11 protein-coding genes are annotated in these 12231 nt (G+C 69.9%); 7 read left to right on the top strand and 4 right to left on the bottom strand.

The features are described from left to right. Positions 1–54: 54 nt before the first annotated feature. Positions 55–735: a TetR/AcrR family transcriptional regulator gene (locus tag IE263_RS37165; protein WP_189942487.1), complete on the bottom strand. Its 681-nt coding sequence runs from the start codon at positions 733–735 to the stop codon at positions 55–57. Positions 736–1215: 480 nt separating this feature from the next. Between IE263_RS37165 and IE263_RS37160 the strand changes: the two genes are divergently transcribed. Both IE263_RS37160 and IE263_RS37155 read left to right on the top strand, forming a co-directional pair. Next, entirely contained in the window at positions 1216–2925 is a 1710-nt protein-coding gene (locus IE263_RS37160; RefSeq protein ID WP_189942486.1) for an MFS transporter, read from the top strand. A gap of 158 nt (positions 2926–3083) precedes the next feature. Further along, positions 3084–3503, top strand: coding sequence for a nuclear transport factor 2 family protein (locus IE263_RS37155; protein ID WP_189942485.1), 420 nt, complete (start codon positions 3084–3086; stop codon positions 3501–3503). A gap of 28 nt (positions 3504–3531) precedes the next feature. Here the strand turns inward: IE263_RS37155 and IE263_RS37150 are convergent, their stop codons facing one another. Next, positions 3532–4311: an IclR family transcriptional regulator gene (locus IE263_RS37150; RefSeq protein WP_189942484.1), complete on the bottom strand. Its 780-nt coding sequence runs from the start codon at positions 4309–4311 to the stop codon at positions 3532–3534. A 147-nt stretch (positions 4312–4458) separates the two neighbouring features. Between IE263_RS37150 and IE263_RS37145 the strand changes: the two genes are divergently transcribed. The 5 genes from IE263_RS37145 (at position 4459) to IE263_RS37125 (ending at position 10049) form a co-directional block, all read left to right on the top strand. Then, entirely contained in the window at positions 4459–5646 is a 1188-nt protein-coding gene (locus tag IE263_RS37145) for an FAD-dependent monooxygenase (protein WP_189942483.1), read from the top strand. Beyond that, complete coding sequence (locus tag IE263_RS37140) at positions 5643–6743, top strand: NAD(P)-dependent alcohol dehydrogenase (RefSeq protein ID WP_189942482.1); 1101 nt, start codon at positions 5643–5645, stop codon at positions 6741–6743. The genes IE263_RS37145 and IE263_RS37140 overlap by 4 nt, the downstream gene beginning before the upstream one ends. A 195-nt stretch (positions 6744–6938) precedes the next feature. Then, positions 6939–8636 carry a thiamine pyrophosphate-binding protein gene (locus tag IE263_RS37135; RefSeq protein WP_189942481.1) on the top strand — a complete coding sequence of 566 codons (1698 nt, stop codon included), beginning with the start codon at positions 6939–6941 and terminating at the stop codon, positions 8634–8636. Positions 8637–8667: 31 nt separating this feature from the next. Then, on the top strand, positions 8668–9486 hold the full coding sequence (locus IE263_RS37130) for an SDR family oxidoreductase (RefSeq protein WP_189942480.1): 819 nt from the start codon (positions 8668–8670) through the stop codon (positions 9484–9486). Between the two features lie 14 nt (positions 9487–9500). Next, positions 9501–10049, top strand: coding sequence for a VOC family protein (locus IE263_RS37125; RefSeq protein ID WP_189942479.1), 549 nt, complete (start codon positions 9501–9503; stop codon positions 10047–10049). A gap of 134 nt (positions 10050–10183) precedes the next feature. Here the strand turns inward: IE263_RS37125 and IE263_RS37120 are convergent, their stop codons facing one another. Continuing rightward, entirely contained in the window at positions 10184–11209 is a 1026-nt protein-coding gene (locus tag IE263_RS37120; protein ID WP_189942478.1) for a LacI family DNA-binding transcriptional regulator, read from the bottom strand. Beyond that, positions 11194–12231: a LacI family DNA-binding transcriptional regulator gene (locus IE263_RS37115; protein ID WP_189942477.1), complete on the bottom strand. Its 1038-nt coding sequence runs from the start codon at positions 12229–12231 to the stop codon at positions 11194–11196. Before IE263_RS37115 ends, IE263_RS37120 begins: the two co-directional genes overlap by 16 nt.

Below are 12231 nucleotides of genomic sequence, written 5' to 3'. Positions count from 1 at the left end.
TGGGCGTGGTGCGTCCGCTCGCCCTGTCGGCCGGGGCCGCCGATGGCCTGTGCTTCAGTGCCAGCTCTGCTGTGCGGGCTGTTCCTCCAAAGCCGAGGCCGGGTCGAACAGGCACATGAGCAGATCGATGAAGTAGTCCGCGACGCGCTTGGCGGTCCGGCGGTTCTCGACCTGCACGATCTGCAGAGCCGCCGCGTGGAGCAGCCCGGTCACCGCGTATGCGGTCGAGTCCGGCAGAGGCGGGGTGCCGATGGTGAGACCTTCCGTGCCGTGCTTGAACCGCTCGAGCGCCTCCCGCCGCATGGCCGAAAATCCGGCCGGCCCGTCATCGCCGATCATGATGCGGGTGATACTGCGTTCTTTCCATGTGCTCATGAGGTAGGCGTGCGCCCCCGCGAGATAGATCGTGGCGGGGGTGGCCGATTCGGCGCCGGCAGCCCGTTTCGCGGCGCGGGCCGAGGCGGCCGCATGGATGCCCGACAGCTCGTTCGCCAGAGCGGTGAACACTTCGAGTTTGCCGCCGAACTGGTGGTAGATGCTGCCGACGCTCACGCCCGACGTCTGGACGATGTCATTGATGCTGGTGTTTTCATAGCCGCGCTCGGAGAACAGCCTCCGAGCTGCGTCCAGTACCGCGCGCTGCGTTGTGGCGGACCGGGGCCAGCGGGTCGAGCGGCCTCGTCGACCTCCTGGTCCGATGGCTGGATCCTCGGCGTGGCTGACGTCGGAAGTCATCCGCTTCGCACTCTTCTCGTCGACACAACTGCTGATGGGGACGGTCTGGTCCAGTTTAGACTCTAGAGCGGGCTTCTAGGTTGTGTTTCATGGTTCCCGGTGGCCGGCTATGGCTCCCGGCGGCGGTTCGCGTCCGAGCCGTTCCTCCTCAAGCCGGTGTCCCGGCCGCGTCACCCATGGCCAGGGCGCGTCGACATCGCGGGTCAACACCGCGAACCGCTGATGACTTGTTCGTCCAACGAACATGTCCATTGAGCGTGACGGGGGTCACTTCCTACCTTGTCGCTGCTCGGCAGGTCGCTCACCACGCCGAGCGTCCTGAGTCAGGTTGGTCGCAGAGCCACGCGGAGGCGGTCCGCGAGGGCCCCGGGGCGGCGGTTCGGCAGCGGCGTCGCCGTACGGCAGGACAGAGGCACCCCAGCAAGGTCCGGCGGCGAACGTCGGTTCCGACAGCAGCGCACTGTGCGCGAGGAGTCATCCATGGTCCAGATCGATTCACCCAGTGAGGCAAGTGACGAGGCCGGCAGATACACCCTGAGGCCCGGCACCTTGGCCGCGGTGGTTCTCGCGGTGTGCCTCGCTCAGATAGCCCTTTCCGTCCCCTCGCTCATCACCGGGCTGATCCAGCAGGATCTCGCGCCGTCCTCGGCACAGCTGACGTGGATCGTCGAGGCGTTCATGCTTCCCGTGGCCGCGTTGGGACTGGGCTTCGGCGTGTTCGGTGACCTGTTCGGCCGCAAGCGCCTGCTCGTCGGGGGCGCCGCGCTCATCGGCGTGGGCTCGGTTCTCGCGATCCTGGTACCCGGCGGGGGATCGTCGACCGACACCCGTGTGACGTTGCTGATCCTGGCCCAACTCCTCAGCGGTATCGGGGCCGCGGCCGTCTTCCCGACGAGCCTCGCCATGGTGGCGGCCGGTACGCACACCACCGCCACCCGAGCGCGTGGCGTGGCGGTCTGGGCCTCCGCGCTGTCGGTCGGCGGCTTCCTCGGGCCGCTGCTGGCGGGTGTGGCCGCCAAGATCGAGAGCGGCTGGGCCGGGAACGCGAACTGGCGGTGGGCCTTCGTCGGTGTTCTGGTCCTCGCCGCCGCGAGCGTGGTCCTGTCGCAGGCCCTTGCCCAGAACTCCGCCTCGCCCGAGGGGCGCTCCATCGACTGGCCGGGCCAGATCACTGCCGCGCTCGGCCTGTTCGCGCTGATGTACGCCGTGATCCAAGGCCCCGAGAGCGGCTGGGCGAGCCCGGAGATCGTCGTCGCGTTCGTCGTCGCGGCCGTCTTCCTCGCGCTGTTCGTCTTCGCCGAGAGCCGGGTGACCGAGCCGCTGCTCGCCCTGAGCGTGTTCAAGAACCGGGCGTTCGCCATGAACTCGGTGGTCACCCTGATCGGCATGTTCGCCTTCCTGGCGATCATGTACTCCACCAGCATCCGGCTCACCACCATCCAGGGATTCAGCCCGCTGCGCAGTTCCGTCGCGTACCTCTTCTTCGGCGGCATCGGGCTGGTGCTGCTGCCCCTCACCTCCAAGCTGCTGGAGCGCTACAACCCCCGGTGGGTGCTCTTCTCCGCCCTGATTCTGGTGGGTGCCGGCGGGCTGTGGTTCGCCCAGGTACCGGCGAGCAACCGGGGCCTGGGCGCCATCGTCGTGCCGCTGGTCTTCGTCGGTGTCGGCTCGGCGCTCGCCATCGCCTCCGTCAGCGCGGTCGCGGTCAACACCCTGCCCAACCGCCTCGCGGGTATGGCCAGCGGCGTCACCAGCATGTTCCGGGACCTCGGGTTCGCTCTTGCCCCCGCGATCGTCGGCGCTGTCGCACTGGGCCACGCGGCCAAGGAGATCGCCCGCGAAGTGGCCGGCAACGCCGGTCTGAAGAGCGCCTACGAGGCTTTCCAGGCCTCCGCGGCCAACGCCCCCGCGGCCCAGAGACCGCAGCTCGAAGCCACCGTGCACGCCGTGGAGTCGGGCCCGCTCGGCGCCAACTCGGTACCGGCCACCATCCCGCTGCCGGACGGGGGGTCCATGCCCTTCAACCCACTCAAGGACGTCGCTTTCGACGCCCTCAGCAGCAGCTACTCCATCGCCTACACACTCGGTGGCGTGGCCGCTCTCGTGGCGGCGGCCCTCACGCTCGTGGGTGCGCGCGGTGGTATAGGCGCGACTCATCTCGACGACAACCCGCACACCCTCGACGACTGACCGCCCGACGAACCTGCGGGCACCGGACACGGGCAGCAGGCCGGACAGGACCGCCGGATCGCCCGTCGCGCCCACTCCTTCTCGGGAGCGGCCACCGCGGCGGGCCACGGCGTACAACGCACAACGACCACACGACCCACTCGGACAGGAGTAGGACCATGACCAGCACACAGTCGGCACCGAGCAGTACGGACACGGTCCACATGCCGGACACGGTCGCCCAGGCGGAGGCGGCGTGGCTGGTCGCGCTCACGGAAGGGGACGAGGAGCAGCGTGCGCTCATGCTCCCCAACTGCGCGATCGTCCACGGCCCGGTCGGCAACGTGCACGACCGCGAGCGCTTCCTCGCCTACAACGCGTCGATGGGAGCCACCATCGAGGCCGAGACCAGCGAGGTGACCTGCCGGGAGCGTGCCGGGCGGGCCGTCGTGACGTGCTTCCAGAAGATGAGCATCCGGCGCGTGCCCGATCTGCCGCCGTTTCTGGTGCAGGCGGTGGCCACCCGGGTGTGGTTCGCGACCGACGAGGGATGGCGGCTCGGCCACATGCAGCTCTCCCGGCGGCAGCCCGCGGTATGACGCGCCGGTTTCCCCGCCGGGGGAGAGGTCACCACGTGCGAATGGGAATGCCAGGCCGCCAGCCGAGACTCCTCGACAGCCCCAGCCCGCTCGCGATCAGCGAGGGAACGGCCGCCTGTAGTTTGATCGAACCCGCGGCCACCACGACGGACAGCGCCGCGACGACCTTGCCGCGGCCGTCGACGATGCGCGTCGCGACGGACTCGGCGCCTTCGCTCAGCTCCTCCTTGACGACCACCGTGCCGGTGGAGCGACAGGACGCCAGTTCGCGGCGGAGCTCCGCCGGGTCCACGATCGTCTTCGGGGTGAAGCGCTGCAGCCTGCCCGCCAGCACCTCGTCGATGAACTCCGGGCTGCCGTGGCTCAGCAGCACCTTCCCGACACCTGAGCAGTGCAACGGCAGATGGCCGCCGACCTGCGAGGTCAGACCGACGGCGTTGACCGCCGACAGCCGCTCGATGATCACGGCCTGGTCGCCCTGGAGGACGGCCAGCTGCACATGCTGGCGCAGCGCCGTGTACAGGTCCTCCACGAACGGCTGCGCGGCACTGCGAAGCGTCTCCGCGCGCGGGGCGAGCGTGCCCAGACGCCACAGCCGCAGGCCGATCGCGAACCGGTTGTCGGCGGTGCGCTCCAGCGCCCCGGCCTCCACGAGTTCGAGCGTGAGGCGCCGCGCGGTGGCGTGCGGCATGCCGGTGCGCCTCACCAGATCGGCGAGGGTCAGCTCGGCGTGGTCGGAGTCGAAGGCGAACAGCAGATCCCACAGGCGAGAACTGACGGTCCGTCCGGGCTCGTTCGCGCGAGGCATGGGCCGCTCCTTCATCGTTCCTGGCCTCGGCCACTCTACCGTGAATGTTCGTTGGATGGATGACGATGTTCTAACAACGCGCGACCTGCCCGACTCTTGGAGACAGCCAGTCACCACCTCGTCGAGGTCCACGGGAGTAGAAACCACATGAGTACTGAGAACGGCCCCAAGATCGCGATCCTCGGCGGCGGCATCGGGGGCCTGGCCGCCGCGGCCTTCCTGCGCGACCAGGGCTTCGACAGCCACGTGTACGAGCAGGCGGCCGCTCTGACCGAGGTGGGCGCCGGCCTGGTGATCGCGCCCAACGCCGCCCGCCTCCTGCGACGCCTCGGAGCCCTGGACCGGTTCGTCGAGCGTGCGGTGCGGCTGGAGACCGGCTGGGAGTTCCGGCGCTGGGAGGACGGCACCGTCCTGTCCGCCGAGAACCTGGAGGAGGGGTGCATACGCCTGTACGGCGAGCACACCTACACCGCCCACCGCGCCGACCTGCTGGACGCCCTGAGGTCGGCCGTCCCCGAGCACTCGATCCACCTCGGCAGGCGCTGCGTCTCCGTCGAGTTCGAAGGCGAACAGGCGGTTCTCCGGTTCGAGGACGGCGAGACGGTCCGTCCGGACATCCTCATCGGCGCCGACGGAGTCCACTCGCGCGTGCGCGGCGCCATCGTCGGCCCGACTCAGGCGCGGGACTCGGGCATCTGCGCCTTCCGGGCCCTCGTACCGGCGCAGAAGGCACCCGACTTCGCCAGGCGGCGCGCCCAGACCCTCTGGATCGGCCCCGACCACCATCTCGTGCACTACCCGGTCTCCGGCGAGGAGTACGTCAACCTCGTCGCCTTCGCGCCGGCCGGAGCCGACAGCGTGGAGTCATGGACGGCCACCGCGACGGTCGAGGAACTGCTCGGCGAATTCGCCGGCTGGGACCCGCGGCTGGTCGAACTGATCAAGGCGGCCGACACGCCGGGGCGCTGGGCGCTGCTCGACCGTGAGCCCCTCGACCGCTGGAACCGCGGCAATGCGACCCTGCTGGGCGACGCGGCCCATCCGATGTTCCCGTTCTTCGCCCAGGGCGCCGCCCAGGCGATCGAGGACGGCGCCGTCCTGGCCCTGTGCCTCGCGGCGGACCCGGGCAACCCGATCGCGGCGCTGGGCCGCTACGAGGAACTGCGTCGCCGCCGCACGGCCCGCCTCCAGCAGGTGTCGCACGGCAGGTCCCATGTCAACCACCTTCCCGACGGCCCCGAGCAGCAGGCTCGCGACCTGGCGTACTCCCAGGCCGACCCCCTCAAGGCCAATGGCTGGATCTACGAGTACGACCCCGAGGTCGCCGTCTCATGAAGATCACTGCTGCGGTGTCCCGCGAGAGCCGGACCGTCCCCGAACTCGAACATGTCGACCTCGAGGAACCGAGGCCGGACGAGGTCCTCGTGCGCATCGTGGCCACCGGGATCTGCCACACCGACATCAACGCGCACAACGGCCATGGGCCTCCCGTGCCTCGTCCGATCGTGCTCGGGCACGAGGGTGCGGGCGTCGTGGAGGCCGTCGGTGCCGGGGTGACACGCCTTGCGCCCGGTGACCACGTGGTGCTCTCGGGCAACTCCTGCGGTGTGTGTCCCCGCTGTCTCGACGCGCGGCCCACCTATTGCCGGGAGGCGATGCGCGTTGCTTTCGGTGGCGCACGGCTCGACGGCAGCTCACCGATCACCCAGGACGGTGACCGGGTCGCGGCGGTGTTCTTCGGGCAGTCCTCCTTCGCGACGTACGCGCTGGCGCCCGCGCGGAGCGCGGTATTCCTGCCGAAGGACGTCCCGCTGCACCTGATGGGACCGCTCGGCTGCGGTGTCATCACGGGGGCGGGCTCGGTCCTGGAGGCGTTCCGGCTCCGCCCCGGACAGTCGATCGCGGTGTTCGGCACCGGAGGAGTGGGGCTCGCGGCCGTCACGGCCGCCCGTCTCGCGGGTGCCCGGCGCATCGTCGCCGTCGACATCAACGAGCCTCGGCTCGACCTCGCCAGGGAGTTGGGAGCGACCGACACCGTGCTGGGCGGTGCCGGTGCCGACCAGGCGCTGCGGGACATCGCTCCTGACGGCTTCGACTTCGCGTTCGTCACCGCGGACGTACCGTCCGTCTACGCGACCGCGACGACGTGCCTGGGGGTCGAAGGCACCCTCGGCTACGTGGTGGCACCCGCGGGCGAATGGGTGCCGGACACCGGATTTCTGCTCGCCGGCGGTCGCAGGCTTCAAGGGATCATCGGCGGCTCGGCCAACCCCCACGCGCTGATCCCTCAACTCGTCGATCACTGGCGGGCGGGCCGTTTCCCCTTCGACCGGATGATCGAGGAGTTCCCTTTCAGCGACTTCGCCCGGGCGTGGACGGAGACCGGTTCCGGGCGTGTGATCAAGGCCGTGCTCAGGATGCCGGAAACCTGACATCGCTTCCGCGAGCCGCCCGGCCGTCGGGTCACGACCGTTCGATATCGATCAAGGCATTGGCCGTCCAACGAACACCGCCATTGCCGTGCCCCAAGGCCCCACCCAGACTGCGGTACGGGCGGCCCGAGCTGCGGCCTTGTCCCAGCGACCCTTGTCGAAACCCTGAGTACGTCCAGAGAGGCGGACCATCGAATGGCAACCGCAACCGGTAGTGGGCTCGTCGTGCGAACGCTGCGGCGAGCCGGGGTCGACGTGGCCTTCGGCCTGCCCGGAGCGCACATCGACGGCATCCTCCAGGACGCCCTGGACGCCAAGCTGCGGGTCGTCGACGTACGGCACGAGATGAACGCCGGCCACGCGGCCGAGGGATACGCACGGGTCACCGGGGATCTGGGGGTCGCCGTCGTCACGGCCGGCGGCGGCTTCACCAACGTCCTGACCTCTGTCGCCAACGCCTACCTGGACCGGACCCCCGTCCTCTACCTCGCGGGCTCCGGCCCGCTGGAGACGGACCAGATCAATGACCAGCAGGCCGGGTTCGACCAGGTCGCCATGGCGGCCCCGGTGACCAAGTTCGCGCACCGCGTCACCCGAGCCGAGCTGATCCCGCGCCTGGTCGCGCAGGCGATCCGCATCGCACGGTCGGAGCCCAAGGGCCCGGTGCTCCTGGACATTCCCTGGGACGTCCTGCGCCAGTCGGTGGACGTCGACGATGTCGACGACTACCGCGTCGAGGTCGACGGCACCGGTGTCTCCCCCGCCGGTGCCGTCGACCGCATCATCGAGGCGCTCAGCACCGCCCGGCGCCCGATCGCACTGGTCGGCAAGTCCTTCGTCACCGCCGAGGCACGCGCGCAGTTGCACCAGTTCGCCGCCCGGACCGGAGTGCCCCTGTTCTCCGACTGGGAGGGCCTCGGGGCGATCGCCGGCTCCGAACAGCACATCGGCCTCCTCCAGACCCTGGCCACCGTCCCCGACGAGGAGCGGCCCGACCTGGTTCTGATGCTCGGGCTGCGCTTCGGAATGGCCACCCAGTTCGGCACGGGCCGACTGCTCCCGAAGAGCGCGCGGATCTTCCAGATCGACCCGGACGGCCGGGAACTCGGCCGTCTGCAGGACGTCGAACTCGGCGTCCAGGCCGACCCGGTCGGCACGGTCCGCCTGCTGAACGAGCGGCTGGACGCGGCGCCTGTGCCCGCGGGACGCGACGACTGGCTGGCGTCCCTGCGCGACGTCTTGGCCGTTCGGCGGTCCGCACTCGCCGCCGAGACCGAGGAGCACGAGGACGCCGCGATCCACCCCTACCTCGCGGTCCGCACGATCGCCGAAAGCGTCCCAGAACAGGCCACTGTGGTCGTCGACGGCGCCCTGACCGAGCTGTGGCTCTCCGAGACGATCGCGCTCGCACCGCTGGCCCACTATCTCGGGCACGGCTACCTCAGTGCGATGGGCAGCAACTTCGGCGTGGCCCTGGGAGCGCAGTACGCACATCCCGACAAGGCGACGATCCTCGTCACCGGCGACGGCGCCGTCGGCTACAGCCTCGCCGAGTTCGACACCCTCGTCAGAGCGGGACTCCCGGTCGTCGTGATCGTCCTCAACAACCAGGCCTGGGGCGCCACCCTGCACACCCAGCAGTTCTTCTTCGGACAGGACCGCGTCACCAACAACCGCCTGGAGAACGGCTCCTACAGCGGCGCGGCCCGAGCCCTCGGCGCGGACGGCGTCGACGTCACCGAGCCGGACCAGCTGCGCCCGGCGATCGAGGCGGCACTCGCGTCCCGCCGGCCGACGTGCATCGACGTACGGGTGAGCCTCGCGCCCATTCCTCCCGAGGAGCGCGTCCTGAACGGCGGAGCCCCGTTCGGTGGCGTCGAGATCGACGCGTGAGCCAACACTCGAAGCGACCAGAAGGAGCGTCATGAACGGCACGACCGACGTGGGACATCCCGACCCGGCCGTCGAGGACCGGCGGCAGCGCTTCCTGGGGAAGACCTGCCTCGTCACCGGCGGCAGCAGAGGACTGGGCCTGGCAGCCGCACAGGCCTTCGCGCGGGAGGGCGCGCGCGTGGTCGTCATCGCCCGGGACCCCGACCAGCTGAAGATCGCGAGCGGTCTCATCGGCGACGGCACGATCACCGTCGCGGCCGACCTCTCCACAGTCACCGGCATCAGGGCCGCGCTCACCGAGGTCGCCGCACAGGTCGACCGTGTGGACGCCGCCTACATCAACGCGGGGCACGCCGGTATGAAGCGCCTCGACGACATGGACGAGGCCACGTGGGACAGGGTGTTCGACACCAACGTCAAGGGCTCGTTCTTCCTCATGCAAAGTCTCCGGCCCCTGCTCGCGCCCGGCGGGGCCGTCGTCTTCTGCGGCTCGGCGGCCGGCCGAAGGGCTAGCGCGGGGACGGCCGCGTACGGAGCCAGCAAGGCCGCGCTGGAGCACCTGACGCGTATCCTCGCCGCCGAAGTCGTCGCCGACGGTATCCGCGTCAACATCGTCATCCCGGCCGGCATGAACACCGACATCGCCTCCCGTACGACGGGTCTCGCTCCCGGGGGAGTCGACGCCTTCCGAGAGCGGATCAGGCTCAGCACTCCCATGCTCCGAGAGGGGGAACCGGACGAACTCGCCGACGCCGTGCTCTTCCTGGCCTCGTCCGAAGCCGCCTACATCACCGGTACGGCCCTTGTGGTGGACGGCGGTCTCACCAGCTTCATCCGCCCGTCGGCCTAGGGAGGAGAACCACCGTGGAGTTCCCCTTCGGCCTGCCGACCGACGCCGTCATCCAGGTCGCGTACGCCGTCCCCGACCTCACCGCCGGAATGCGCTGGTGGACCGAACACCTCGGCGTCGGCCCCTGGTACGTGAACCGGAGGATCGGCGGCGAGGGCTCCACCTACCGCGGTGAGCCCGGGAAGGCCGAGTTCACCCTCGCCCTCGCCTTCTCGGGCCACGTGATGGTCGAGCTCGTCCAGACCCTCGACGACGAGCCTTCCATCTACAGGGACGCCTACGAACGCCACGGCTACGGCTTCCACCACGTCGCCAAGCTCGTGCCGAACGTCAGGGAAGAAGTCGAACGCCGCGAGGCGAGCGGGGCGGTGGTGCGTTTTCGCGATCTGGCCCCAGGAGGCGAGGTCTTCTTCCTGGACGGTGGTGAAGACGCCCCGGGAATGATCGAGCTCGTCCAGGACAACGAGAGCACACGACAGATCTTCACATCCGTCTGGCGGGCCTCGGTCGACTGGGACGGGTCGCGACCCGTACGCGACTTCGCGGAATTGCTGCCGGCCTGACCATCGTCCCGGATGAACAGCCTGCTGCTGTCGCCATAGCTGATGCCCAGCGCCTGTCCCGGTGCGCGGCCCCTTTCGATGCCAAGTGGCGCCTGATCCCGAATGGCGCCAGGCGCACCCTCGTACCCCGTACCTCAAGGCGTGGAGGAGCCGCGCACGCGCAGGGCGAACCCGGCGCTCTCGCTGCGGCCGGGGAGCTCGCGGAAGTCCGGCAGGTCCATGCGCGAGCGCAGCAGTTCCACCGCCATGCGGGCGATCGACTCACGCTGGGGGTCCACGGTGGTCAGCGGTGGCGAGGTGAAGCGGGCTGCCTCGATGTCGTCGAAGCCTGCCAGCGCCACGTCGTCGGGGACGGCTACGCCGCTGCGTTCGAGTACCGACAGGGCGCCGATGGCGACGACGTCGGTCTGGCAGAACAGGGCGTCGAAGCGGACGCGGGTGCGCAGCAGCCGGGTCACCGCACCGGCCCCTGATGACCACAGATCGGGATCGGCCACGCCGATCACCAGGGAGTCGTCGTAGGACACACCCGATTCCGCGAGGGCTCTGCGGTAGCCGTGCAGGCGCCGGGAGCCGGCTCGTGGCTCCCCCTGTTGGCAGATGGCGGCGATGCGGCGACGGCCCTGGGCGAGCAGGTGGGCGACGGCCGCGTGCGCGCCCTGCTCGTCGCTGATCTCGACGTGGTCCAGGATCCGCCCGGCCGCGCCGGCGGCGCGCTCGCCGAGGATGACCGTGGGCTGGGTGACGGGCAGCGACAGGTACTCCTCGGGAGTCAGGGCGTGCGGCAGGTAGATGATCCCGTCCACGAGTTCCTGGTACGACGTGGACAGGGCGGTCCGCTCCCGGTCGGCGCTGCCGCGGGTGGTCTCGACCACCACTTTCAGCCCCCCGGTCTCCGAGGCCCTGATGACCTGTTCGGCCAGCTCCGCGTTGAACGGCTGGTGGACATTGGGAAGGACCAGCCCGATGGTGCCGGTGCGCCGCGAGCGCAGACCACGGGCGAAGGGATTGATCTGGTAACCGAGTTCCTCGACGGCCGCACGGACCCGGTGTTCCGTCTCGGGGCTGAAGGAGCCCGTGCCGTTGATGACGTTGGAGACCGTCTTGGCGGACACGCCCGCCACTTCGGCCACCGTCCGCATCGTCACGCTCCGCCCCATGCGGCCGTCCCTCCCAGAGTCGATTCACGGACCATGAGCTCGAAGTCGGCGACGACGAGCCGCTCCGCCGGCTGGGCGGCGGCATCGTTCATACGGTCGTTGAGCAGGGCCAGCGCCTCCCTCGCGATCTGTGCCGTACCGGGGGCGACGGAGGTGAGCGACGGATAGGAGTAGCCGGCCTCGTCCGTGTCGTCGAATCCGGCGACGGCCACCTCAGCGGGGATGCGCAGGCCCGCCTCCTGCACGGCGTGCAGGGCACCCAGCGCCAGCGCGTCGGCGAAGGCGACCACGGCGTCGAACGAGGTGCCCCGTTCGATCAGCCGTCGCACGCCCGCGGCTCCCAACTGACGGCTCCACTGGGGGTGTACGTCGATGACCAGTTCTGGAAGACAGGGCAGACCGGCGTCGCGCAGGCCGTCGCGGTAGCCGTCCAGGCGCAGGTGGGCCGCCGACCGCTCGGGCAGGTCGCTGTGGTCGGCGCCGAGAGCGGCGATCCGGGTGTATCCCAGGGACACCATGTGCCCGACGAGGGCACGGACGCCTTCCCGATTGGCCATGGCGACCCGGTCGACGGGCGCGTCGTAGGCGCGTTCGGACATGAACACGGTCGGCACGATCCCCGCGACGGTCCGGGCCTCGGCGTCCGACAGCCCCACCGGATACATCAGCAATCCACCCAGGTGCGGCCCGTGTTCGCGCACCAGCGCCATCTCCGCTTCGGCGTCTCCGTCGGTGAGCTCGATCAGCACGGTGAGCCCGTGCCGCTCGGCTTCCCGCATGATCGCTTCGGCGAGGGAGGAGAAGTACGGCTGGGACAGCTGCGGAAGGACGAGACCGACGACGTCGATACGGCCGGTGCGCAGATTACGGGCGACCGAGTTGGGCCGGAAGTCCAGTTCGGCTATCGCGGCGTTGACCTTCTGCCGGGTCTGTTCGCTCACGCTCGGCTCGCCGTTGACCACCCGGGACACCGTCTTCAGCGAGACCCCGGCCCGCAGGGCCACGTCGTTCATCGTGGACAT

The organism is Streptomyces aurantiogriseus, from assembly GCF_014649375.1.
GTDB classification, from domain to species: Bacteria; Actinomycetota; Actinomycetes; order Streptomycetales; family Streptomycetaceae; genus Streptomyces; species Streptomyces aurantiogriseus.
This window is presented reverse-complemented; position numbering and strand designations above follow the sequence as displayed.